Annotated in this window: 19 protein-coding genes; 4 read left to right on the top strand and 15 right to left on the bottom strand. The window is 41.2% G+C overall.

Going from position 1 to position 26,340, the window contains the following annotated elements; genetic code table 11:
• Positions 1–111 precede the first annotated feature (111 nt).
• The 6 genes from FNW02_RS02425 to FNW02_RS02390 all read right to left on the bottom strand — a co-directional run bounded on the left by FNW02_RS02425 (position 112) and on the right by FNW02_RS02390 (position 11,475).
• Positions 112–561 (bottom strand): response regulator, encoded by a 450-nt coding sequence (locus FNW02_RS02425; protein WP_191755973.1) that lies wholly within the window; start codon positions 559–561, stop codon positions 112–114.
• Positions 558–3,632, bottom strand: a complete 3,075-nt coding sequence (locus tag FNW02_RS38330; protein WP_225225350.1) for a PAS domain S-box protein — start codon at positions 3,630–3,632, stop codon at positions 558–560. The genes FNW02_RS02425 and FNW02_RS38330 overlap by 4 nt, the downstream gene beginning before the upstream one ends.
• Before the next feature lie 328 nt (positions 3,633–3,960).
• Positions 3,961–7,986 (bottom strand): DUF2157 domain-containing protein, encoded by a 4,026-nt coding sequence (locus tag FNW02_RS02405; RefSeq protein WP_191755972.1) that lies wholly within the window; start codon positions 7,984–7,986, stop codon positions 3,961–3,963.
• A gap of 385 nt (positions 7,987–8,371) precedes the next feature.
• Positions 8,372–9,124: a hypothetical protein gene (locus FNW02_RS02400; RefSeq protein WP_191755971.1), complete on the bottom strand. Its 753-nt coding sequence runs from the start codon at positions 9,122–9,124 to the stop codon at positions 8,372–8,374.
• Positions 9,125–9,715: 591 nt separating this feature from the next.
• Positions 9,716–9,964: a hypothetical protein gene (locus FNW02_RS02395; RefSeq protein ID WP_225225349.1), complete on the bottom strand. Its 249-nt coding sequence runs from the start codon at positions 9,962–9,964 to the stop codon at positions 9,716–9,718.
• A gap of 65 nt (positions 9,965–10,029) precedes the next feature.
• Entirely contained in the window at positions 10,030–11,475 is a 1,446-nt protein-coding gene (locus FNW02_RS02390; RefSeq protein WP_191755970.1) for a deoxyribodipyrimidine photo-lyase, 8-HDF type, read from the bottom strand.
• 249 nt (positions 11,476–11,724) lie between these two features.
• On the opposite strand from FNW02_RS02390, the gene FNW02_RS02385 reads away from it, so the two are divergent.
• Both FNW02_RS02385 and FNW02_RS02380 read left to right on the top strand, forming a co-directional pair.
• The gene (locus FNW02_RS02385; RefSeq protein ID WP_191755969.1) at positions 11,725–12,600 is read left to right on the top strand and encodes an exosortase-dependent surface protein XDP2; all 876 of its coding nucleotides are present in this window, start codon (positions 11,725–11,727) and stop codon (positions 12,598–12,600) included.
• A 138-nt stretch (positions 12,601–12,738) separates the two neighbouring features.
• Complete coding sequence (locus tag FNW02_RS02380; RefSeq protein WP_191755968.1) at positions 12,739–13,293, top strand: 1,2-dihydroxy-3-keto-5-methylthiopentene dioxygenase; 555 nt, start codon at positions 12,739–12,741, stop codon at positions 13,291–13,293.
• A gap of 292 nt (positions 13,294–13,585) precedes the next feature.
• Here FNW02_RS02380 and FNW02_RS02375 read toward each other — a convergent pair whose 3' ends face one another.
• The 7 genes from FNW02_RS02375 to FNW02_RS02345 form a co-directional block, all read right to left on the bottom strand.
• Positions 13,586–13,801: a hypothetical protein gene (locus tag FNW02_RS02375; protein ID WP_191755967.1), complete on the bottom strand. Its 216-nt coding sequence runs from the start codon at positions 13,799–13,801 to the stop codon at positions 13,586–13,588.
• A gap of 958 nt (positions 13,802–14,759) precedes the next feature.
• Complete coding sequence (locus tag FNW02_RS02370) at positions 14,760–15,011, bottom strand: hypothetical protein (RefSeq protein WP_191755966.1); 252 nt, start codon at positions 15,009–15,011, stop codon at positions 14,760–14,762.
• A gap of 934 nt (positions 15,012–15,945) precedes the next feature.
• Positions 15,946–16,167 (bottom strand): hypothetical protein, encoded by a 222-nt coding sequence (locus tag FNW02_RS02365; RefSeq protein ID WP_191756059.1) that lies wholly within the window; start codon positions 16,165–16,167, stop codon positions 15,946–15,948.
• A 410-nt stretch (positions 16,168–16,577) separates the two neighbouring features.
• Positions 16,578–16,769, bottom strand: a complete 192-nt coding sequence (locus FNW02_RS02360) for a hypothetical protein (RefSeq protein WP_191755965.1) — start codon at positions 16,767–16,769, stop codon at positions 16,578–16,580.
• Between the two features lie 396 nt (positions 16,770–17,165).
• Positions 17,166–19,328, bottom strand: a complete 2,163-nt coding sequence (locus tag FNW02_RS02355; RefSeq protein WP_191755964.1) for a peptidase domain-containing ABC transporter — start codon at positions 19,326–19,328, stop codon at positions 17,166–17,168.
• Positions 19,329–19,527: 199 nt separating this feature from the next.
• Entirely contained in the window at positions 19,528–21,204 is a 1,677-nt protein-coding gene (locus FNW02_RS02350; RefSeq protein ID WP_191755963.1) for an HlyD family efflux transporter periplasmic adaptor subunit, read from the bottom strand.
• Between the two features lie 2,043 nt (positions 21,205–23,247).
• Positions 23,248–23,952 carry a diacylglycerol/polyprenol kinase family protein gene (locus FNW02_RS02345; RefSeq protein WP_191756051.1) on the bottom strand — a complete coding sequence of 235 codons (705 nt, stop codon included), beginning with the start codon at positions 23,950–23,952 and terminating at the stop codon, positions 23,248–23,250.
• A 60-nt stretch (positions 23,953–24,012) separates the two neighbouring features.
• On the opposite strand from FNW02_RS02345, the gene yidD reads away from it, so the two are divergent.
• Together yidD and FNW02_RS02335 are read left to right on the top strand one after the other, a co-directional pair.
• On the top strand, positions 24,013–24,249 hold the full coding sequence (gene yidD / locus FNW02_RS02340; protein WP_191755962.1) for a membrane protein insertion efficiency factor YidD: 237 nt from the start codon (positions 24,013–24,015) through the stop codon (positions 24,247–24,249).
• 241 nt (positions 24,250–24,490) lie between these two features.
• Positions 24,491–25,198, top strand: a complete 708-nt coding sequence (locus tag FNW02_RS02335) for a M15 family metallopeptidase (RefSeq protein WP_191755961.1) — start codon at positions 24,491–24,493, stop codon at positions 25,196–25,198.
• A gap of 82 nt (positions 25,199–25,280) precedes the next feature.
• Here the strand turns inward: FNW02_RS02335 and FNW02_RS02330 are convergent, their stop codons facing one another.
• Positions 25,281–25,754 carry a TspO/MBR family protein gene (locus FNW02_RS02330; RefSeq protein WP_191755960.1) on the bottom strand — a complete coding sequence of 158 codons (474 nt, stop codon included), beginning with the start codon at positions 25,752–25,754 and terminating at the stop codon, positions 25,281–25,283.
• Positions 25,755–25,843: 89 nt separating this feature from the next.
• Complete coding sequence (locus FNW02_RS02325; protein ID WP_191755959.1) at positions 25,844–26,317, bottom strand: TspO/MBR family protein; 474 nt, start codon at positions 26,315–26,317, stop codon at positions 25,844–25,846.
• Positions 26,318–26,340: the final 23 nt, after the last annotated feature.

Genomic DNA, 26,340 nt, shown 5'->3' with positions numbered 1-26,340 from the left:
CTTGTTTGCGATCGCCCCCTTAGTAGTTCTCCTTAAACCCAATTATGTTTACTGTTTACTGTTTACTGTTTACTGATTACAAATATGGGGTGTGCAGTCTCTACTAAACTTTTAATCAGTGTAGAACGGTTGCTGATTCAAATTTACCCAGTAGTCATCAAGTAACTTTATCATTGCGGTTAAGTCATTGAAGGCTATAGGTTTGACTAAGTAAGAGTTGACACCTAAGTCATAAGCTTTGTGAATGTCTGTTTTTTCTTTGGAAGTTGTGAGTACGATAACAGGTAAGCGTTTCAGTTCAGGTTGCTGCCTCAGCCACTCTAAAACCTCAAACCCAGATTTCCGGGGCATTTTCAGGTCTAACAAAACCAGTATTGGTAGAGGATAGGACTTCCGGTCAGCATAATCACCTTCACCACAGAGGTAAGATATGGCAGCTTCCCCATTGGTAACAACTTGGAGTGGTTGTGTCAGATTCGCTTTGCGTAGAGCACGCCGAATCAGCAGGACTTGATTAGAGTCGTCCTCTGCCAACAAAATGGTCTGTTGATCTGTGTTCATGTTTTCATGGTATCTGTTTGTAGTTCAATCCAAAAGTGGCTACCTTGGTCTACTAAAGACTCTACACCGACCTGTCCCCCCATACGCTCAACACCTTTGCGGACAATGGCTAAGCCAATGCCAGAACCAGGATAGCTCTCTTCACCATGTAGCCTTTCAAATACGTTGAAAATTCGCTGCTGATGCTCTGGTGCAATGCCAATGCCGTTATCTTCTACCCAGAGGCGAACTCGTGGGAGTGCTGAGTCCTGAGTGCTGTTAGCGGTAGCGGGGCGTTTAGCCCGTGCTGAGTCCTGAGTACTGAGTGCTGAGTGCTGAGTCCTGAGTCCTGTTAGCGGATAGCTATGGTTTAGCCCGTGCTGAGTAGTGGAAGTAGTAGAAAATGTTTTATTTAGATTCCCTTTGTCTTCTCTGCTCCCCTGCTCCCCTGCTCCCCCTGCTCCCCCTGCTCCTATGACTTCTGCTCGTACCCGAATTTGGGGTTGCCGACTAGGGGGGACAAATTTGATAGCATTACTTAGCAGGTTAACAATCACTTGGATTAAAGTTGTGCGGTGAGCCATAACTTCTGGAAGTGGTTGTTCTACAGTTACTTGAGCTTGGCGCGATCGCAATTCTGCTTCTAGTTGATTTTGGGCTTCTGTGACAATTTCTGTCAAATTTAGTACACGGAGGTTAATTTCAGTCTGACTCAGGCGTGAATAGTCGAGCAAGTCTTGAATTAGCCCATCCATCCGCTCTGCCGAGCCAGCAATCCGCTCGATATACTCTTGTCCATCACTATCTAATTGATGACTGTAGTCCTCTTGTAGTGCTTGGGCTAAGCCTTGCATTGATCGCAGAGGGGCGCGTAAGTCGTGAGAGACAGAATAGCCGAAGGTTTCGAGTTCATTGTTGGCTTCCACAAGGGCAGCTGTTCGGTCTGCGACTCGTTGCTCTAATTCATTGGCATAGTTTTGTAATTGTTCTCGCAGTCGGGATTGCTGGATAGCGATCGCCAATTGATTGGCGATTTCGGTGGCGATCGTCTGGTATTCTGAATTAAAAGCCGCAGGTTCGTTGGCAAATAGAGTCAAGTCTCCGATCAAATTGCCTTCAACTAGCAACGCTACCGTCAGAAAACTTCGAGAGCCTGTGACCATTTGACGCTCTAGGGCGGGTGTGCGAATGCTTGAGGTAGCAATATCTTCTATATATAAGGTAGGTTCTCGATACCTAACCATTTCTACTGGTACTAAATCAGTAATCGGTATCACAGATCCAGGAAGATTAAGAGCAATTTGCCCCGCCAGGATTTGGGCTTCACCTGTGTTGAAGTTAAACAAAATAACAGCAGCGTGTTGGCAAGTAATAATACTACTCAAGCGTTCGAGGGCGGCTTGGGCAATTTGCGCTGGTGACTCTGCCATTAAGATGGCCCGGTCGATTGCTTGCAAGGTTTCCAAACGCTGATTCGAGCGGAACAATGCTGCTTCAGCCTGCTTGCGCTCTGTGATGTCTCGTGATATGGCAATTATGCCGATGATGTTTCCCTGTGCGTCCCGGTAGGGATCTTTAGTAGATAGGAAAGTATGCAGGCTACCCGCTTCTATCAACATTTCTTCAATAACCTCTGCCTTTCCTGTGGTCATAATACGGCGATCTGTTTCTCTAATAACAGTCGCAAAGTCAGCCGTAAGTAACTCAGTGTCATCTTTGCCAAGAATTTCGTCTTTGGTTCTACCCAAAATTCGCGCTGTTGTAGTATTAATCAGTTTGTAGCGCCCCTGGAAGTCTTTGACAAATACGGCATCATTTGTGCCTTCAATGACACTTTGCAGCAAGCTATAACTTTGCTGTAATGCTTGCGCTGACTCTTCAGTATTGATTGCATCAGCCAGGATATTGGCAACGGCTTGCAAGAAATTAATATCATTTTGGGTAAAGGTTCGTTGATGGATGGTGTGAACACCCAAAACGCCCCAGGGTGGCTGATGTCCATTAATAATCACGCTGATACCGCTGATAATTCCGTGGTTGTACAGCAAGGGAGAACCACGGAACCGCGTCTCTGTGTTAATGTCTGTCACCACAACAGGCTGAGTGGAAAGCAAGGTATAACCTGCTTGAGAATCACTACCTGTGCTAACTGTGGCATGACCTATTAATTCAGCTTCCCATCCTATACCTGCCCTTAATAACAGCACATCCTGTGGTAATAGCTCTAATACTTTGCAGTATTCTGCGTTTAGAGTTTGAGCTACCAGGGTTACAGTTTCATTCATTAACGCCATCAGACTGATGCCAGAGAGTGCCAATTGACCCAACTGAGCGATCGCTTCTTGTTGTTGCGATCGCTTTTGCAGTTCCTCTTCGGCTCTTTTGCGCTCTGTTATATCACGTACAAAATTAGAGAAGCCGCGTAGCTTTTTTTGCTTATCTTGGATAACTGTTAGCAAAACACTCGCCCAGAACTGCGAGCCATCTTTGCGGACTCGCCAACCTTCTTCGGCAAACTTTCCTTGGGATGCAGCTATCTGAAGGGATTGGGTAGGATGACCTCGCTCTAAGTCACTGGCTGTGTAGAAGCGGGAGAAATGCTGACCTAAAATTTCTTTAGTTGTGTAACCTTTAATGCGTTCTGCCCCAGTATTCCAGGTGACAATTCGCCCCTCTGGGTCTAATCTATAAATGGCATAGTCTTGCACCGCCTCGATCATTTCTCGATAGCGACTTTCGCTTTCTCGTAGCTTTAATTCTGCCTTTCTCCAAGCAGCATTTAACTCTGTGGTTAGCAGAGAGACAACAGTAAATAACCCCAAGCGGATGATACTATCCAGTGTCACTGTAGACAGTGAATAGATGGGCTGTAAAAAGAAGTAAGCAACAGCCAAGGTACTAAGAAAGGTTGCCAGCAGACCTGAGCCACGATTACCGTACCATGAACTCAACACCACCGCTGCAAAAAATGCTGAGAAAGTAAAGTTCTCCAGCAGTGGCGATATCAGTAGGGAAAATAACAGTGCTAAAGCGCTGGCGAGTACAGCAATACCGTAGTTTTTTAGCTGCCAGGAGCGATTTACACTCTGCATAAGTCACCTCCTGGTATTATCAAAGGTTTCGTACTTAATTTATTGTATAGACTATAGCGATTCCCAGGTGGATGAGGTACATATCAAAACCTCACCCCCAGCCCCTCTCCTTAGTAAGGCTACGGTGTACACACATCTCTGTACCAAACCAAAATTGTGTAGATCCTCCTAAATCCTCCTTAAAAAGGAGGACTTTGAGAAGTTTTTGCCCCCCTTGGAAAGGGGGGTTGGGGGGATAAAAAGCTTGTGAGGCCATTCTCAAAGACTTGTGTGTACACCGTAGGTTCCCAGTCCCCAGCCCCTATTTTCAAGGCAGGTCTAATATTTCCTATTCCCAGGACTGAAATTCATCAATAGCGTTGCGAATTAGGGCAGTTAGTTGAGCGCGACGGGTTTCAAAGTTGGCTGCAATTGAAATCAATGCGATACCTACTAGCAAGCCAACAACCCATTTCATAAAAGGGTAGCGCCAGCTTAAAATCACTGATTGATAGATACTAGTGATTAAAAACGTGGCTGTGCCAATGTAGAGAAAAGCCCGTACTCGCAAAGCTAAGCCGGCAAAAATGGCGATGAGGCTGAAAATTCCAGGTATCCAGGCTGTGTCTTGATGAAATAAAATTGCCCATCCACAAATTACACCACTACCTAATAATCGAAAGCTATGACGAGCTATTTTATATTCTGGTAGTCTCAACTGGGGATCTATTTGAGCAACATAAAGCAGTGATAACCCAATTGGTGTTACATACCACAAAGGATCAGTGAGATTTAAGTGATAAAACCAGCGGTAAAGTGCCCAATCAACTAATGCCGCACTAATATAAGTAAAACGAATGTTTTTACCGAATATTGCCAGGAAGATGTAGAATCCAGCGGCAATTAGTATGGAGATTGGGTAAACTCGCAGTTTGGTTTCCCATAAAATTATCAATGGCACAATGTATGCAGCTTGTTGCCAAGGTCTTTTAGACCAACCCCAATTTTCCCAAGGCAGAATGTACAGAAAATAAGCTACCACACAAGCGATCGCACCATTCCAAGGAATTAGCGGCCCAGTCAAAAATTGTCCTACTGCTGTCTCCCGCCAGTAAATTCTCATGCCAGCTACCTCTAATAAACCGAGGTAAACCCACATTTCTGCTATCGTTATTCCTCCCAACTTGTAGAGGGGAATTTCGTTAATAAGTAAGGCAGTATGTTGTGCAAATAAGTCCGAGGATTGGCTGCTTCCAACTTTCGGAATTTCTGAGGGTTCCCTTAGTTGTAGTAACTGCTGTACAATGCGCGATCGCCGTCCCTGAAAGATGGCATATCGAATCAAAAATGCCCCGGTTGCCAATCCCACCAAACGGTTAACTTCAATGGGAGTAGGAATGGCAGCCATCAATAAAAAGCTACTCCAAGCCCAGTGAATATGAGCAATTCTTTTGAGTTCTTGCGAAGTCAGGCGTAAGTAGGCTACAAGCCAAGGGGAAAGGATGCGATAAGCATACATGATGCCAGTGCCAAGAGCAGACATAGCAATTAATCCATCACCTAATGCTCCTCCTCTGGCTTGTAACATCTGGTAGAGCAAAAGTTCATAGGCAGAAATTGATACGCCAATGATTCCTAAGTAAAGTAGCGGTTTGAAGTTCTCGCGGCGTCGTCCTACACCAATCACGACTAAAGCTACACCCAAGGAACACAAGCCTGTCCAGTTGGTAAAGGTATCTAAACGCAGCAATACACTAAATGCACCATAGATAAGTGGCAGAATATGAAACCTGCTAGGAAGTCTTTCTAATTGATGTCGTCGCCGCCACCACTCTCCTAAAAGTTGAGCAATCAAACCCAAGGCAATGTTAGCGATGGCAATTCTCTGAGTTGAATATTCCCCAAATCCCAGCACTTCAGCAATTAACAATTCCAGACACCAACCAATGGCATAAAATGCCCAATCTGTTGGTTCTCGCCAACTGCGATAAGCGATCGCTCCTAAGGTTATGGCAGTGGCAGTAAAGTACAGAAATCCTGGCGAGACAATCCCCTGGTAAACTAGCACGGAGTGCAACGTCAGCATTAATAACTCAAAGCTACACAAGGCGATCGCCCATTTATTACTTGCTGTTGCATAGATATTTGCTAATTCGTTACCTCGTAGCAATAGTACTGTACGTGATAGCCATAAGCTTAGAGTTGCGATCGCCCCCACGATAAACCAACCTGCTAGCGCCAAGCGAGAAAAACCAGGCAAACCTGTCCACAACAGCGCCCCGATGAAACTCAGCCCAAAACCTATTGTGATTAACGCCGCTGCTTGGTTTCGCAAATAGCGAGTATTCGTGAACATTAGCCCCGTACCCACAGCCAAACCGATTAATCTACTTCCTGGTAGCTGCAAAGTAAGTAACTGGGCGACGCCTACAGCCAAAATGCTCAAGTAACTGTTTATAGGACGACGCTCTGTAGTTGTGCGATTGGCAACGCCAGTGAGAGCTAAAGGCGTAGCTAGCCAAATGATTCCCCAACGATCTTGGCTATCAGCTACACCATACCAAGATGAGCTAGCATTTACCCACAAGAGAATAAAACTAACGGCAGCTAGCCCTAAACCGATGTACCAAGCACTGCGTCGCCATAATCCATTGCCAAGGCTAAATCCCCATTCTGCCACCATTACAGCTAATAAAATGCTTGCCCAAGCTTCTTTACTGAGAGTTGGCACAAGCCAATTGATGGTAGAGCAAAATGTCAGCACTCCCATGATGTGAGTTAGGTATACGAGGGAGGGAGGAGGGGAGCGGCGTTTGGTGATGATGACGAGAGTGGCGGTGGAAAGTAGTAGATTTAGCGATCGCAATGCGGGATTTGCTAAGGCGAGCGTTGTTAAAAAAGCGCCAAATAACAGCGCTAACAGTTCGCCAAATTTAGCTAATTCTTGCTTATTAATGCGATACAGGCTCTCATTGAGCACCACCATCAAAATTATGTAGGGAAATAAAGCTACACCCAGTAACGCCCAAGGTTCATTTTGAGCATTGGTGAGATACGTGCTAGTTGCGATCGCCCATTGCTGTAGTCCAGAAGGTACTAACCGCCAACCCAGCCAAATAGTCTGTAAGCCGATGACAAAAATCGCCGCTAAATCAGCCTTTAAACTGTACCGCCGTAAACGGCTTCCCTCAAACCACAAACCCAAACCACATACAGCTATTGCTTGCCACGGATAAGGTATTACTGAAACGAGCCAACCCAGCAACAGTAAGATTCCGCCGAGTTTTTCCCAGAGTAAAGGGTAGAGGGGCACAGGAGAAGTAGAAAGCAATTCTTTCTCCCCTGCTCCCCTGCTCCCCTGCTCCCCTGCCCCTCTGCCTCCTTGCTCTGCTAACCAAGTGACTAGCCAGCCGCAAACACCAATGGCTAACCCTAACTGAGTGACATCTAATCGAACAACAAAAATTGCTCGCACTAGCAGGACTACCAAAGCATAAATTACTACTAAAGCGGGTGAAGAAATTCCAAGTCTATTGTTATGCTCCCTACTGATTAGCGGGTGATGCTGAGGGTAGCGATTTTGATAAACCGTAATAATAGCTGTGCCGATCATTGCCAAGTAAACGGCAATTAAGGGAAATCCTGGGAATTTCCAACCCCAATGTAGATAACTTAGTCCCAGAATATTAATTAAAGGTAAATAGCCACTATGTAAATTAGGAAAAATAGTTCGATTATTCCAAACTAAAACAGTAATAGCTGTGAGAAGCGGCCAGGCGATCGCAACTACAATCCAATCCAAAGGATTTTGCCACAACTGGAAGCTATCCATTGCCCAAAAATTTACTGGCACTAGTAAAAGAGTAACAATCAGCAATGTCTGAGCCGTTAATCTGAGGTTACTTTGTTTAGTTGCCCAGAAGCTTAAGCCCCAAAAACTCAAGGTATAAGCCAACAAAACCCCGTACTGTCCAGAAGCGGGAAATCTCTCCCACTGACTAGCAGCCAGTACGCCAGAAGACAACACTACTAGGAATACTCCTAAAAACAGTAGCCACCGGACACTCAACTCTGCCCCTAGTGACTGCAACATAGTGCTGATAAAGCTGGTAGCTACTACCTTTTGGCGCGGCTTTTTGCGGTTATGAGATTCTAAAACTGTTACAGGCAAATGCGGCACAGGATCGGAAGTTGCGGGTTGAGCTAGAGGTTGTAATATCACCTCGCAGACGAGATACTCTCGGCATAGCTGCCTAACTTGGGTGTCAGATATCAAACCCAAGCGCAACCACATATCCAGTCCTTTTAATAACCGAGGATGGGATGATGGCAGATTAACTTCAATTTTCAGCGGGCGCTCAAGGGGCGATGACATAAGCCACAGTTGTATAAGTATATACTTAAATAATTTGGTTTAATTAAAGTATATTTTGACTCTATCTGTGTCACTTATTTAACTGACTCATGTTAATTTTTTTGAGCGCTAAGTAGTTTAGTTGCTGATTTTACGCTATTGACCTTGACAAGTAATCAGGAATGGTTTTTGTAATTAGCCTTTTCAAAGTGAGTAAAAATCCCAGAAAATTTTGCCCAATTGTGGGCTTTTCACCTTTGTGTCCTTGTGGCTTTGTGGTGAAAAATTTGACTTTTGAAACACAAAGACACTAAAACACTAAGAAAAATACATCTTTTTAATTTAGCTCTTGAAAGGGCTGGCGTTAGATAATAGACTTCTATGAAAATAAAACGGGTGGTAGTGGCTAGGATAATCCCTTACCTTTGATTTGTTTGGATGTAGCTTCCATAAAATCGATAAAAACTTGTATGAGCTTATGAATTCCCTCGCTACCTCCAGCAATTAAACCACCCGTTAACAATGCATCTAAACAACGAAAAAGAATTACTTGCATTGTATTATCTGAATCAATAATCACTAGTGGCTCGATTGAGCGAATACCTATTGCACTGATTAAAAGACCAAATAAAAGGGATGTCCATAACGCAATTATTCGTGTATCAGACTTATAAGCTACTCTTTTGCGTTCTTTTTCAGTTAGCTCATGAATTTTGTGATTTAAATTATCAATTTGTAATTTGGTTGTGCTAGGTAATTCTTGATTTTGAGTAAAGTTTTGGATAATTTGCTGCTCTAAACTCATCCCTACAGGAGGGAGTTCATTAATTTGATTATATTCTAAAGCAGCCAGTGGATTTTGTTTTTGTTGCGTTTCTAGAAAGTTTCTATGTTCATGAACTAAAAGCTTCTGTTGTTGAACACTGATATTTAATTGCTCTGCGGCTGGGCCTCGCCAAGTAGTTATAAAAACTTCTAAAGAACGCTCCAGCAAGAGAGAAATAAAAAATGGTAATGCGAGTAGCTGTATAATATCATTGAATCCAAATTGTTTGATAACAAATGGTTTAGATGATAGCCAAGCAGCTAAAGTTACTATTAAGAAACTAATAATAATCAACAAAATAAATAGAGGAGATTCTTGTGAAAGCTTTAGCAACTTGTTTATACTCCTGTGCGAACAACATTTAATACAACGTTGACAAGCCACAACCCAATAAACTCAATATTAGAGAACGTTAAACTTAATCAGAAGCTCACCTCTCAAACTTGGTTTAACAGCCCTCTAATCAGTAAACCTCTCGCAAAAGTCCGAAAATTATTAGTGTCATTCTGACCAGAACGTAGTGGAGGGAAGAATCTTACTCAGTCACTCAGATGTTTCGCTCCGCTCAACATGACAATTTAAGCATTTATGCAGGAGGTCTAGTCTTTCCCGTTTTACTGGGAGTTTTTGTGGCAGCAGGATAAAAAACAAGACTATATGTGTAATTTATGAGTTACAAAGCCTGAAAACAATACACAGAGATTGATTGAGACGATTTAATTGGCAGGATTTTGAGTTTGGACTTTTTGCTATTCACTACAAAACGTTTACTGCTGCGATCGCCTCCGGCGGAGCGTAGCTCATCGCAGACTTATCAAAACGTGAGTTTGACAAACCTCTCCCTGCCTTAAACTCAAGTTCAAGCCTTCCCTAGCTCAAACAAGGACAGGTTTTGTGTGGTAAAACCTCTTAAAGGTCTTTGTCTTAATTTGTTTGAGGCATCGCCGAAATAGCAAATGCGGTCACTGAAATAGCAAATGCGTAGGCGTAGCCAGCCGTAGGCATCGCTGAAATAGCAAATGCGGTCACTGAAATAGCAAATGCGGTCACTGAAATAGCAAATGCGCTCGCTGAAATAGCAAATGCGCTCGCTGAAATAGCAAATGCGCTCGCTGAAATAGCAAATGCGCTCGCCGAAATAGCAAATGCGTAGGCGTAGCCAGCCGTAGGCATCGCCGAAATAGCAAATGCGTAGGCGTGCCAGCCGTAGGCATCGCTGAAGAGGAAAATCCTAGACTTTACTCAGCACCACTAAAAGCTTTTTGCTGCTGATAACGGTGTTTAAACTGCTGCTGCTGTATTTTATGATCGACAATTGGGTCAGGATAGCCAACAGCATGGCGTTCCAAAGGTGAAATTTTACCAGTAACCAAATATTCTGTATCCACAGACCGCAATTCGGGAATCCATTGGCGGATATATTCACCTTCTGGATCAAACTTTTGTGATTGGCTGGCTGGGTTAAAAATCCGCACAGGTTTGGGATCCATCCCGCTAGAAGCACTCCATTGCCAACCGCCATTATTGGCAGATAAATCACCGTCAATGAGATGCTGCATAAAATATTTTTCCCCTAATTGGGGGTTAATCAGCAAATCTTTGGTCAAGAAACTAGCGACAATCATCCGACAGCGGTTGTGCATCCAGCCGATTTCATTCATCTGGCGCATCGCTGCATCTACGATGGGATACCCGGTTTTCCCTTCACACCAAGCTTGGAAATGTTCTTCATTAGTTTCCCAAGGGAAGCTTTTGAAGGTTTCGCGGTAAGCACCATCAGCCAATTCAGGGAAGTTATACATTGCGTGTTGATAAAACTCCCGCCAAGCTAATTCTTGTTGCCATGTACGGATATTGGTTGCTGCTTCATCGCTGCGGCTATTTTCTAACACTTCTATAGTGGCTTGCCAAACATTACGAATGCCAATGACGCCAAATTTTAAAGCTGCGCTTAGTTGCGATGTCCCATCTACTGCGGGAAAATTGCGCTGTTCTTGATATTCAGTAATTGCTCTTGTAGTAAATTCTTCTAGTCTGGCTTGAGCGGCTGCTTCTCCTGGTGAAAGAATCAATTCTTCATCCCAGATAAATCCTAAATCTTTGGCTGAGGGTAGAGCGATCGCTCCTGCGTGTTTAGCAATTTCCTGTTCTTGTGCCGTTAAACCCTCAGCATTTTGCAGAGTTTCGACTGGATTCGCCTTCGGTTTACTAATCCAATTTTTCCAGAAGGGGGTATAAACTGTGTAACGACCGTTGGAACCTGTACGAATTTCTTCGGGAGAGTGGAGAATCTGATCCCAGTTTTGGTCAAGAAACTGAATGCCATTTTCACTGAGGGCATTGATGATGGTGCGATCGCGTTCTTGCGAGTACGGTTCTACATCCCAATTCCAAAAAACAGCTTTGGCTCCCAAAGCCGCTGCTAAAGCTGGTATCGCTTGCACAGGATTGGCGTGGAGTATTAATAATTCGCTGCCCACTTGGGCATATCGCTCCTGTAATTTCTGCAAACAGCCGATCATATAAGTTACTCTCACCGGAGCAACATCATCTCGTTCCAGGAGATTCGGATCAAGGCAAAAAACACCCACAACTTTTGGACTCTGCTGTCTTGCCGCAGCCAGTCCTGTATTGTCAGAAATACGCAAATCACGGCGATGCCAAAACAGAATTAGGTTAGACATTCCACACTAAGGGCAGTTCACTTGTACTAGCTTAAACGTTAATCATACCCTGAGCATCATTCTGCCGATAAATTTTATTGAAAGCGGCGGTATCCTCCTTGTGGCATTGGCGAAAAGCCACTCTGATGACCCATGCCCAAAAACCACATGTGCCAGTTTAAAGAGCGGAATGTGGAGTAATAGATTTACCAAAAGTGTATGGGATATTTACTGTGTATTTTGTTATCCGGTGCTTTTTCGGTAGAAATTATGAGATTTCAACTTCAATCTTTTGTTGCCTTTACATTGTTTGCCATTGGCATAAATTTATCTATTTCTCCATTTGCAAAAGCCGCAAACTTTAAGACTAATTTGACTCCAGAGAAATATAATTCTCAAGAAGATATTTGGTTAAATTCTATTACTCAAAATCAACAAACATTTGATAATTTCTCATTAGTTAAATCAGCCGAAATACTATATAATACACCAATCATAGGTGTTAAACCTGGAGCTAGCAGCATACCTGGGCCAGGCAACAACAATACCGGAGCCGCCAGTACAGAAAAAGGAGATTATGCCACTTCTCCTGTGCCTGTTTCTGGGCTAAATAATCCAACTAATAGCGAAATTTCCGCTATATTAGGTAATCGCAATTTAAATAATATTATTGATACAGAGGAAATTGGTGCTTCTAAAATTAACTTATTCTTCGACAGTTCTATCGAACAAGATAATACTGGATTAGATAACTTGTTCTTCTGGGAACGAGGCATGAATAGTGACTTAGGTGTGCAAGCGATTGATAGCACTGGGAAATTACTTGGTAACTTCTTAAAGCTGTCTAGAACTGAGCAAAAAAGCGCTGGCTACTCAATTGACACTACAGAAATTTCCGGTTCTCAACAAGTTGGCTATTGGGGAGTTAACCTTAATCAATTGGGTGTCGATTCTCTGAGTGGGATTCAAGTTATAGCTAAGAGTCAAGCTAATAATGATTCCGAATATTACAATGGCCCTGATTACAAGGTAGTGGCTAGAAAAACAACTAGAAGAGTACCTGAGCCTGGTACTATGTTGGGTTTAGGAATAATTGCTGGAACTATTGGCTTACTACGCCGTAGTAGTTCTACTCGTGTCCAATAATCTCAGGACTCACGCATAGTGACGAAAAATTAAGGGTTTGGGCAGGAGAAAATCAATCAACAGTTTGTCTATCGGAAATAGTGGCTTATTGACTCAAAGTTAAGTATACTCTTTTTAACAGTTAATTAGTTTTTTGTTATGGCTACTCTACTACTTGACGATGGCAAAATCGAGAGCGATTTAGGCGAAATAGTTCGTGAACTTGCCCCTCTCGGCATCCAACTCAGACACTACGACCCAGGAACATCGCTTCTGTTTGCGAATCTGCTAGACCAAGATGTTGTAACTGAGTCTGAGAAACACTACATTGTAGAGCTCCATAACAGCGTCTTTGAATTTCTTCAGCAAGAAAATGGCTTTCTCTGGTGTGATTTACTGAATGTGCATCCAGGTTCGGCGAATCTTCACCAACTGATAGTAACCTATAGCCGCTACCATACTCACACTGCTGCTGAACCTCTCTACGTTTTGGCGGGAGAAATGATTTATGGGTTCGTGCGACCTGATGGTAGTCAAGTACAGCTTTTAGTTGAGACACAAGACTATCTCTGCATCCCAGCCGGAATTGAACATTGGTGTAGCCCAACTGCATCTTTACATTTTAAAGCAGTACGCTACTTTGCGATCGCTGATGGATGGGTTCCCAATTATACAGGAACTCAGTTGAGTGACTCGCTCAACAAGCCACGGTGACATACTCTGAATCTCCATTCGGAATGTGGGATTTAAATCGTATGATACTAGCGATCGCTTTGTTGACCTTTTTTGAATTAAAATTAAAAGTTAAAAATTACACATTAAAATGCATATTTTACAGCCTAAATAAAAGTGTTAGCTGTAAAATATGCACTGGCAAAGTAGTTAAAACTATTTGCGTTTAGAGCAAGAGAATAAGCAGAAAACTAAGAGCTGTCCTAGTAGTTTTCTCCTCTCTCAGCTTGTCAAGTTTAAACTACGAAACTATCCACCTACAGGCTTTGCCAACTTAGTATTTTTTGCAAGGATACCAAGAGTAGTAGCAGCAGCGGTAACGTCGTTTTTTGCCGTACTTATCTCCTTTGTAGTCATCTTCTTTGTCGTAATCTTCTTTGTAGTCGTCTTTATCTTTGCCGTAATAAGAATCTTGTCCTCCAGATAGGAGCTGTTGTTCTTCTAAGGACAATTCTCTCAAAAAGTCAGATTTGATGATTTGAATTGACATAACTTTTAGCCCCACTTTACGTACATAGGTTTTTAACACCTATGGTTTCACTTATAAACAGGTTTTTTAGAAATTAAATTATCCTGAGGCTAGAAATTAAAAGGCTTTATTTATAGCTTTTGGCTAACGTAAACTATATCTAATTGCTGATTAAAAGTTTTTATAATTATAGTATGCAATAATTTAAGTTAATTAGCTTTATTTAAACGCACTCTTTATGACCAGGCTATTTATTAATTAGCTATGTCATGGCATTTCCTAGTCGGCTGAGGTACAAATTTATCAGTGTTCATCGGGAGGACACTACGTTGCAAAGATAAGTCTGAGCGGTTCGCGTTGGCGTAGCCTCTGTCTACGACACGCTACGCGAACGTAGAGAAAGCATTAGAACTTCGGGGGTTCCCTCCGTTGTAGCAAGTGTCCGTTGTTCATCTGTGGTTAATTACTTCTTTTAATTACAATTTCTGTGTAGCTCACTCAAGCGAGAACCGCTATATGTAAATCTATAAATTTTATTTTGAGTTTATATATCATAAACATTTTTAATATGTTATTAAAATACTAAAAACCCAGTTTTTTAAAAAACTGGGTTTCTGAAGTTTAGTTATTTTCACAACTTGAACAGAATTGCCATAAATAGCATTTCTATTCTAGAAAATACCTTTATAGACACAAAATTCAGCCTACTAATCTGAATTTTTCCGTAAAAGTCTGTTTGTCAAGTAGTCAAAACTATGTAAATCATAAATAAAGGGAGAGCAGAAAGGTAAACATTCCCCTTGGCAGTTTACTTTCCTATTCTTTAAGGCACTAATTTAATGCTTTACAAAAACAGAGAAGATTTACTATAAACTCTCAAAATCTGATTTATTTTGAGTAAATTATATAATTCTTCTCATCTCCCCCTTAATAGCAAAGTTTGAACTACAAGACTACCCAGTTTTTAGGTTGTACTAACTCAGCTGCAACAAGATTTCGGCTTACAACATGAGGGTTTGTGTATTTTACAAACTGTGACTTTGAAAGTTTTACATTTCTTCTTAGGGCCACAGCCATTTTTGCCCTTGTCGTCGCCATTATCGTCGCCGTTACCGTTACCGTTATCGCCGCCGTTATCGCCGCCTTTGTAGTAGAAACCTCCAGATAGAAGCTGCTGCTCGTTTGTAGATAAATCTACAAGTAAATCAGACGTGATGATTTGAGATGGCATAATTAATTACCTCACTTACGTACATAGGTATGTTATACCTACGCTTTTCTTTATAAGGACTTTTTTTAATAATTAAACTCTCCTAAAGTGAGAGATTAAAAAGCTAAATTTATAACTTTTGGATAATCTAAGATACTATCTGAAGTTACATGAGTTTTTTTTAAAACTACAAAAAATAAATAAAGATTTTTATTTATAAAAGTTAATAAAAACTAAGTTTTTATTGTTGGCGATCGCTTCTTCATGTATCTGTTAACTAATAGTATTAAGTTAGCTGATAATTTTGACGTAAGAGGATGTCTAAGAAGTATTAAATATTTTGCTTGATCCCCCCTAGCCCCCCTTTTTAAGGGGGGAACCGGAATCAAAGTCCCCCTTTTTAAGGGGGGAACCGGAATAAAGTCCCCCTTTTTAGGGGGGATTTAGGGGGATCTACAAGTCTCGAATACAACACCAAAAAGTTTTCAGACATCCTCTAAGGCATTTATTGATAGTTGTATCTATATAAAAATACTCAACAGTCTATAAAGACTAAAAAACCCGTTTTCCTTGAGAAAACGAGTTTAAAAAGCTGGCAATTTCCACAAATCCAGGAGATTGCTATAGATAGCATTCTATCTGGGGAAATATCTTGATAAATGTTATGTTTCAGCTACCATCTTGACCAAAACTTGATTATTCGTGAGGAAGTTATTTAGGCTCATCCCACCCCTAACGGTTCGGCTTCGCTCACCGTTAGCCCTGAGCGTAGTCGAAGGGCTAAAAGGGGATGGGATTTCATGTTGACAGTTGACTGTTAACAGTCAACTGTCAACTGCGTCGGGGCGTCTTTCATCCTATCCCTAGAAGGAATGGGTTTTCTCAACGCCTTTTTATAAGTCTTTTTCTTAACTCACGAATTCCAAAGTTTAAATCATAGAGCTACTACATCAACTTAATGAGAGCAGCAAGGTTTGGGTTTGCAACATGAACGTTTTTTGTAGACTTTGACAATGAAGATTTTGGAAGGACTCTTGTCTTTCTTACATTTATCGTCATCGTCGTCGTCATCGTCGCCGTTGTCGCCTTTGGAGAATCCACCAGATAGGAACTGCTGTTCTTCTGTGGATAAATCCATGAGTAAATCAGAGGTAATAATTTGAGATGATATAGACATAATCAATTGCCTCACTTACGTCATAGGTATGTAATACCTATACTTTTAGTTATAGAAATAATTTCCAAGGATTAAATTATCCTAAAGTTATAAATTCGGAAGTTTAAATTCTAGCTTTAGACTTATATTAAATACTTTCTTCAGCAGAATGAAATATGTTTATAAATAACAACAATTGTTTTTATGCTTTTTGTTGAAATGACTTTATTTTTTGTTTTTTTTTGCTAGCGATCGCTTCCGATTTTTATATTTGCTAATAGTAATATAATTCTTATAATTCGTTATACAAAATATTTGCTTTTATTTACGTAAATAACAATATCAATAATTAGTTAAAAATTAAAAAACCCGCTTTATTTAAATAAAGCGGGTTTATAAAGTCTTGCAATTTATACAAGTCTATCAATCAACTATGAATCACGCCTAATGCCGACAATATCAACAGGAAAACTCACGCCCTCTTTAGTACTAAGTTGACCACGAACGATAATATCGGGACTTGAAACTGTTGCAAAATATGCTCCTCGTCCCCCCGATAGAAGCTGTTGTTGCTCTATAGATAACTCTACAAGTAGCTCAGATTTGATGAATTTAATAGACATAATCGATGACCTCACTTACGTAAATAGGTGTTAAATACCTATATTTTTATTATTAACTATTCTCGTATATTTTAAATTATTCTCTAGATAGAAGTTAATCATAAAAAATGTATTTATTATAGATTGTGATAGCTTTAATAGATAAATTCTAATCAAAATAAGTATATTTTTTGTAACTAATATACTAACTGTTATTAGCTCAGAAAATTTCACTTAATACATATAGGTTTCTCGTAGGGGCACGGCAATGCTGTGCCCCTACCAACGTATTTGTATTATTTTTAAAGTTAAATGGTATAAGACAGGTAATTATTATTTTTAATTAAAGATCATTACTTGTTAATAGTTGCAGAGTTGATAATTGTCTCTGCAACTTGTTTTTATCCAATTTCACAGTTATAAAAACTTTAAATGCTCTCCTTGTTGAGAGAGAAAAGTTTCTAACGTACCTTGGATTTTCACCTGACCTTTATCTAGTAGTACGATCCAATCAGCGCGATTGATGACGCTGGGGCGATGGGTGATCAAAATCGTGGTTCTGCCTTTTCGGTATTCCAAGAGCCGATCTAGTACTTGAGATTCACTCACTGGGTCTAATCCCGCAGTTGCTTCATCTAAAATTAGTACAGGTGGATCAGTGAGAATTCCTCTAGCGATCGCTAATCTTTGTCTTTGTCCACCAGAGAGATTTGCACCAAACTCTCCTAAAACAGTTTGATAGTTATTGGGAAGTTGACTAATAAAGCTGTCTGCATCAGCAACATGGCAAGCTGTGACAATTTCTTCAAAAGAAATATAAGGTGTTCCTAAGCGGAAATTATCTAAAATTGAGCGACTCCAGAAATGAGGTTCTTGGGGTACATAAACTACTTGTTGTCGTAAGCAATCCAGACAGATATCTTGTGTGTTAAAAAAACCAATGCGGATATTACCAGAGTTCGGCTGATATAAACCTGCTATCAATTTAGCTAAGGTACTTTTACCACAGCCAGATTTTCCAATCAAAGCAACAACTTTTCCTCCAGGAAGTTTGACGGAAAAATCTTCTAATAAGTCAATTCTGCCAGCATGATGAAATGTAACTTGAGAGCAACGAATATCTGCATCACCAGAGATTTGGGCAATTGGCTTTTGACTACCTCCTACCACTTCTGGTGTAGCGTCAATCACCTCTAAAAGGCGAGAAACTGCTGTTTGGGAGCGAAAATATTCATCCGTTAAGTTAACTAACGAGTCAATTAAATTTAGAACATTTATCTGTAAAGCGTTAAAAGCAAGCATTTGACCGATGCTTAATTCCCCCCGAATTACCAACATGCTCCCTAGTCCAAGTATAATGACACCGCCGATTGTAGAAAGGAGATCAGCAAGAGTATTATTGATAATCCCGATTTGAAGTGTGCTGAAAGAAAGATTAGCAAGGCGACCAAAACGACTTTGAAATTCATCCCAGAATTGCGGTGCAGCATTTGTAGTTTTGAGAACTTGTGCTCCTTTAAAAGTTTCCACTAACACACCTTGATTTTCTGCGCCCAAGACCAAAAGATTGCGGGTTTTTTGTTGAAGAATAGGTAAAAAAGGTAAGGTGGATAAAGTCATTAAAGCGCCAACAAGGACAACTGCAAATGTTAACTGCCAACTATAAATCAACATGAAACAGAAAGAAACCACTGCAACGAAAAACTGGCTGGGTAAAAGAACCACAACCTGTGATACTAACTGGTTGATGTCATTTATATCTCGTAGTCGGCTGCTGATTTCGCCACTACGACGAGCTTCGTAGTAATTCAAGGGTAATTGGAGAATTTTACGCCCAAACTCTAAAACCAGTCCTAATTGCAGCCGTTGACCAAAATGAGCAATCATGATACCTTGTAATACTTGCAGACCACTGCTAAACAAGGTCATGACTACAACGGCTGACACCACAACAGTGAGTAACTGAGTATCTCCACGTATCAGAACATCATCTGTGAGCAGTTGGATCAAGATGGGAGTACCTAGAGCGAGCAGTCCCAAGACAACATTGATCATCAAAACATGAGTTAACAGCCCACGAAAAGGCAAGATGCGCTTAAAAAAGCGTCCTAAACCACCTTTGGCTTCTTCTTTAGGCTGCTCATTAAAACGTTCGGGATCTGGCTCCAGTAAGAGCATCACCCCATTCCATGCTTCGGTTAATTCTTCTCGGCTGATATAACGGATACCTACAGAAGGATCGGCGATCGCATACTTACTACCCAGTTTGTCGTATAAAACAACCCAGTGATAACCTTGCCAATGTATGATAGCTGGCAGATGAACTTCTTTAATTCTGTCTATAATTGTTGGCGAAGCTTTAACTGCCCTAGCATTAAAACCCAGATTTTCAGAGCCACGTTTTAGACCCAACATGGTTGTTCCTAACTGTCCAGTCCCTACTGCTTCGCGGCTGCGATTAATGCTTAGGAACCGTCCATAATGTTTGGAAATCGAAGCCAAACAAGCTGCTCCACAGTCTTCTTCACTCAACTGTAAAACACACTGGTAATTTTTATGAGATTGGAATAGATTAAACATGATCACCAAATCTATTAAATTGCTATACAAAAGGATTTGATATTGGTCATAGGGTATTAGGGACTGGGGATTAGGAATTAAGAATATGCAAAGAGTTTTCTCTACACCCAGTCCCCAGCCCCCATTGCCCCTTATCCCCAGAGGGGGCCCCGAGTTCCCCAGTCCCCAGTCCCCAGCCCCCAGTCCCAAATCAAGGGGATTAAAAATCCGTAATTAATCTTGCTTTTCTGAGAATGAACTGAAGTACTGTTTCCCGCCGGGAAATAATATCTGCTCTACCTTCCATCCCAGACTTGAGATAGCATTGGCGATCGCTTCTACCCACGTGTAGGGTTTGTGGCTCAATAGTTACCTCATAGGTAGCAGCCTGCGGTATAGCTTGCTGTGTACCTGGAGATGCACTATTTTTTGCAATAGAGAGGGCATCTGGTGCAATTGTTGTGACAGTCCCTTTAAGAGTGCCGTAGTCTGGATAAGGGCAAGCAGAAACCTGCATCTGGACTTTTTGACCTGCTTTTACCTTGCCAATATCTTGAGCCGGCACTTGAGCCTTGATCAGCACGGGAGCATTGAGAGGAGCAATCTGGGCAATAGCTTCACTTGGTTGTACTACCTGTCCAGGGTTACGAAGATTCAGTTGCAACACAGTACCTTCAATTGGCGATCGAATCACACTCTGTTTTAGGTCGGTTTCTACCTGTTGCAGTTCTTTGCGATTAGTAACAAGTTGCTTTTGGAATTCTAGATTTTGCTGGAGTAGAGTCTCTCTTTCTTTTTTCAAAGCAGCTAAAGTAGCCTCACCTTGTGCCTTTTCTTGCTTAATTTTTTCAGATGCTACGGTTACAGTTGCGTTACTAGGATTAATCGCAGTTTTAGCCTTTTCTAAGTTCGTTTGCGCGACTTTAACGGCTTGGTCTTTCTCTTCCAAAAGATTTTTAGCGTTTTCTTTAGCTTGTTCTAGCTTGGCTTCAGCAGATTTCACCGCTTGGGCTTTTTCTTCCAAAAGATTTTTAGCATTGGCTTTAGCTTGTTCTAGCTTGGCTTCAGCAGATTTCACCTCTTGTTCTTTCTCCTCAAACAAAGTCCGAGAAATTGCTCCCGATGCTACTATTGGCTTCAATCTCTCTCGTTGCACCCTAGCTAACTTCAAGGCCGCTTCTGCTTCTTGTACAGTTGCCGTTAAGACTTTTTCCCGCTGCAATCTGTCTCGCTGCACCCTCGCTAAAATCAAGGCTGTTTCTGCTTCTTGCACAGTTGCCGTTAAGAGTTTTTCCCGCTGTAATCTGTCTCGCTGCACCCTCGCTAACGTCAAGGCTGCTTCTACTTGTGCCATATCAGCTGTAGCTTTAATTTGCTGGTCTTCATAGTTGCGTTGAGTACCACCTAGCTCAGCTTGTGCAGCTATAATTGTGCGGTTAATTAAGTTTGTCTGCGCTGCAATCTGAGTATTAATTTCACCAAGCTGAGCATAAATTTGACTTAGTTGTAGTTGACTCTGCTGAATCGTATTTTCTAATTGGCTCTTTTGATTTTGCAGGCGAGAATCATCAATGTAAGCAATAGCTTCTCCTTTAGTTACTACCTGATTATCTCTAGCCTCAATCTTTTGAATAGTTCCAGTAATGGCAGACTGAACAACTCGCAGTTCTCCTACAGGTCGGATAGTTGCAGGAACTTTGACTGTAACGTTGTACTTTAAAACAGATGTCAGAGTAATTCCTGCTACAAAGGTAGTAAGCAGAACTCCTCCTCCAATGTTTGTCCATTTACTGATACGAGGTAGAAACTCGTTAGCTTCAACTAAATGGAGTTGCTCTGGATTAGGTTCATCTAACCTATGCCAAACATTATTTCTTTCTTGGCGTAAGAAACTCACGGCATTGCACCTTTGTTTGGAGTGGATAAGTACGGTTATCTGATGTCATACCTGTTAATTTCCGAAGAACACTGCAATGCAGATTCTCAAAACAGGTAGATGCATATAACTTGATTGCAAATCGTGCAAGGCAGAAAAATAACTATCTTTGGTAATAAGTCAAGGGGAATAGTCAAGTGAAGCATTAAACATTACAAAATATCCTGTAGATATAAGTCTTTAGTGTGTTAAATGGTGAAACGCTAACATCTGCTGCTAACAGTAGCAACAATCAAACTTTGCAATGTTATATAATTAGTAAAGGGGGCGAGAAGGGTATACGCAATATGCGAAAATTATCTTTCTCAAATCTCAAACGTGGGCAACGCGTTGAGTAAAGAAAACGGAGGAGAAAGCTCAAACTCCCTCAAAGTCCTCACTTACGTTGAGCGAGTCATAGAAACCTCCTCCAACCCCCTTTTTTGTATACAACAAAAAAACTTCAGCAATTTATTGGCATATTTAGTTTTGTCCGAAGCATTTAGCTAGAGCGTTAGCTATACAAAGCAGAAGATGACACGAAAGCTCAAAATTACTAAGCGTCACAACTACTAACATTTATATTTACAGTTGGAAGAGAAATAATCAGTTTGATGTTGAGCCAAAAACATATTGACTTTTGAATGATTGGCGACTCCTATTAAACTAATTTCTGCTTAGATGTGCAAAGTTTTATACTGTGATAGAGAATTTTTTAGATTAGTGTGATATTCAGTCAGGCTAAATAGTTTTAATTCAGAGCAAGAAGCAAGCTACGCGTAATGTCTCCAACAAGAGATTAATCTACGAGATACTGATACTACCCTTTGGGAAGCGGTGTGGAGCGCGTCTGTGCTCCTATGCACCACTGAGTTACGCTCAGCATGAAAGATATTTTTTGATAAGTGACTAAACAAACTTGATATGACAATTGTTAAAGAATAAGTACAGAATCCAAGAAGCCCATGATGTCTATAGGAATGGTTGCAACCAAACCTAATCAGTCTTGTGCTGCCATATTTATGACTTTATTCTAAGCTAAGAATTTTACTAGTGCTGTCTTAGAACTTAGAAGTGGTTGTTCCCTGTAAAGGCGCTAGTTCCTAGAGTAATATTGCTGTTAATCCGATTCTAATCTGTACAGCTAGCTAAAGTCTCCTATTACTGATTCAGATAACCCGACAAACAACTCGGTATGCAGTTATTTGATGTGACATGATTATTAACCTCACATATGCAATTCGGTGGTTTCCCTACTTAAGTAACCAACTATAAAGACTGTTTGTCAGGAATTCATAAATCTAGAGGTAGAAATCAGACTTAAATAATTATTCCCCAAAGTAGATATACAATCTTTCATTTTTTTGAGATAAACTAATACCCCTAGAGTGGGAATGGTCAATATTCAATGTTTTTGAAGCGATCTAAGATATTTGAAGAGATATTAACAGATTTTAGAGAGTTAAAACTATAACTTTTACGTATAGTTAGTAGACACGTAGTTTCTACCTACCAAATCCAAATGCAAGATTTATCATTGATAAATTAAATAGATACTTTTAGGACTTACGCACTGAAGGCTGAAACCTAGATCCCCCCTAGCCCACGCCAGTCGCTCATGGGGAGCCACCCCCTTGCGGAGGTTCCCGACGCTCGTTCGCGCAGCGTGTCGCAGACAAGACTCGCGCTTCGCTGCGCTATCCGTTGTGGGGAGTGGCGTGGAAACCCCCTTGGCGCAGCCTCAAAGTAGAGAAGACCGCGCTGGCTCCCCTTGAGAAGGGGGGAATTTATAAAACCCCCTTTTGAAGGGGGTTAGGGGATCTGAGTGCGTAAGTTCTGACTTTATACTTCAATATTCATCTTTTTAGGCAATTTCACTGGAATGAAGCTAACAGTATTACGCAGAAAATCATCAAAAAGCAACAAATCCCTTGGTAGAGATGTTGCATTGCAACGCCTCTACATGGTCTATCTGTCACATACTTTTTTTAAATTAAATAGGTATAAGTTTGAAATGCAGTATCCTTAAAGTACCAGTTGTTGGATTAACACAAAAGCCAGCGCAGCACTACCTAAAGGAACTGTTAAATTATCAACGCCTAAAAACGAAAAAGCTTCCAAACCAGTAGCGATAATTGCCACTACAAGTGATATCACCCAAGTTTGCCAGTTGTTTCCTTGTGTACAAATTAAAATTAAACTACTGATAACGAAACTAACTAGCGTCATAGTCAAAGATCCTTCCCAACTTTTTTCTCTGCCAAACACTTTATACTTATGTGTACCAAAGCGTTGCCCAATCAAGGCTGCTAGTCCATCTCCCCACGACATTACTAAAATTCCTAGCGCTGCGTACTGGGGTTGTTGCAAATGCCAAAACCAGGCAACTAAAATGCCAAAACTGACAGAATAAAAAAATGTCCCAAAACTTTGGCGTCCGACGCTGTTGATACCAGGAAGAATGGGAAATCGATAGGATAATAAGGTAATTACACTCGCTAGAATTGAAGCCGTAATCCCGACAATTGCAGGAATATCTAGCCACCAAGCGAGTAAAATTACATTGCCAGTGCCAATATGAACTATCTTCCGTACAATTTCTGGATCGCGATTAGCAAAACGATTTACCCACCATGCAATTAGGAGGATGAATAATACCCAAACTGCAACGATCGCAATTTGCAGCCATAAAAGCGGAATTGAAGTCAAAGCAGAAAATGTAATCAACAGAGATGCAACAAAATAGAAATTATTACCATTGTTACTAATTTATAAGATTTAGGTGACGCAATGAAAATATTATTAATTTGGCTGATTCGCGGCTACCGAATGTTTATTTCACCGCTGTATCTCCCGACTTGTCGCTTTCAACCAACTTGTTCAATGTATGCCATCCAAGCAATTGAACGATTTGGCGTATTACGTGGCGGGTGGATGGCAATTTGGCGTATTTTGCGCTGTCATCCCTTTCATCCAGGTGGTTACGACCCAGTTCCCGATGTAGTAGAAAAAGTGAAAGAGCAATAGTGTGGTACAAATTAGTTGGATTCAGATTCGATTTTTAGATGCACTCAATAAACGGCAGTAGCAGCAAAATAAATGATACTAAATTTGGATAAGTATATTGTTTGAGAGCTATAGAACAGCTTTTTAGTAAAGGCTTTAATCCAAAATCCAAAATCCGTCTTGAAAAGTTTGCCACGGAGGGAAACCCTCCTTACAACTTTTGTCTCCGACACGCTACGCGAATGCAAAATCCAAAATTGATATGAGACCTTATCACCAAATACCTATTTATGAGTGTGGTGAACCCTTAGTAGAAATTCCTTTAGAATTGTTTGCAGTGGAATCGCCCCATCCTTATGAAAAACTGGGTGCGCCTTATGGAAAAAATTCCCCTTACTATCTCCGTAAAAGTGTTGTTGACAATTTGAGCCAAGCGCAAAATTATCTCCATCGCTTGCATCCCAACTGGCGCATCCAAATTTTTGATGCCTATCGCCCGATCGCAGTACAGCAGTTTATGGTAGATTACAGCTTCACGGTAGCGTTGCAACAAAGAGGACTAACTGAAACTGAGTTATCACCACAGCAACGCCAAGAGATTTGGAAAGCAGTTTATGAAATTTGGGCTGTACCAAGTTTGGACGAAAAAACTCCCCCACCCCACAGTACAGGTGCAGCAGTAGATGTGACGCTGGTAGATGATGCAGGGCAAATAGTGAATATGGGTTCACCAATTGATGAAATGTCAGAGCGATCGCATCCCGATTACTATGCCAATAATGAACATCCAGAAGCACAACAATATCATGCTTACCGTCAGTTATTGCGAGATGTGATGTTAAAAGCGCAATTTCAACGCAATCCTAGGGAGTGGTGGCATTTTTCTTTTGGTGATCAAATGTGGGCTTGGCTAAATAATCAATTTAATCCAGCTAATCCAGTTACAGCACGCTATGGGCGTCTTGTGTAGTGGGAGTAGAGGAGTGGAGAGATATAAAAATAACCCTTGACTCTCAAAAAATGACTCCTATCTCCTATCTCCCGTCTCCTATCTACGCATCTTGAGGATTTAGCTCTTTCAACTCGTCGGTGGTATAAGTCCCAATTGGACTCCAAATTAGATAAGGAGCAAGTAACAGCGCCGCTAGTCTGGAAATTGGCAGAACGCATATTGCTAGGACAACGCCTAAAATTAGACCAGTTAGCCCAATGATTTCTCCAGCTTTTAGACTGCGAAATCTCAGCATTAGAGGTATGTAGGCGACGGTAATGATTTCCAGTAGGAGATACAAACCCATTAGCAGCCAGGTAATGGCACTTCCGGGATTTTTTTGCCAAACGATATTAGCTGAAAATGCACCGCAAATAAAAATCACAGTCCAAATGATGGGGATAAGCGGCTCAAAAACTAGCCATTTAGGGCGTCTTAACTGTGCAAACCATTTTACATCGCGCGGCGTAATCAAGAAACTACCAAACTCGATTAATAAAGTTATAGCCGCAATCACCATCCAAGATTTAATCATGCCTAACTGTTGCCTGTGTATTTTGTCAAGTTATACACTGCAAGTTTGACAATTTAGAGCATAAGTTGAATCATTCGCTAGTTGGAATCTCAGGTATCTTGAGGATTGAGACTAGCCATCTGCCAAGTGGTATAAGTGCCAATAGGACTCCACAGCAAATAAGGAATTAGTAACAATGCTGCCCAACCAGAAATAGTTAATACTGCAAGTATCAACAAAACACTGATGATCAAACCTGTACCACCGAGAATTGTTCCAACTTTCAGACTGCGAAGCCTGAACATTACAGGCGTATAGGCGATGGTAACAATTTCTAGAAGCAGGTATAAACCCATCATTAACCAAGTTGTGGTGCTTCCTGGGTCGTTTTCCCAGACGATATAAGCTGACCATGCACCACAAATAAAGATTACAGTCCAAATAATTGGAATTGCTCCCTCAAAAGTTAGCCATCTAGGTCGTTGTAAGCGTTTGAACCATTGGCGATCGCTTGGTGTAATAAAGTTAGCCGCTAGAGCAACCAAGAAAGCCACACCCCCAATCACCATCCAAGATTTAATCATACCCCTTATCCTTTGCTATCGCT

This window comes from Komarekiella delphini-convector SJRDD-AB1 (assembly GCF_014831675.1).
In the GTDB taxonomy this organism is placed as follows: domain Bacteria; phylum Cyanobacteriota; class Cyanobacteriia; order Cyanobacteriales; family Nostocaceae; genus Komarekiella.
Note: the sequence above shows the minus strand (reverse complement) of the source record. Positions and strands in the feature narration are given on the sequence as shown.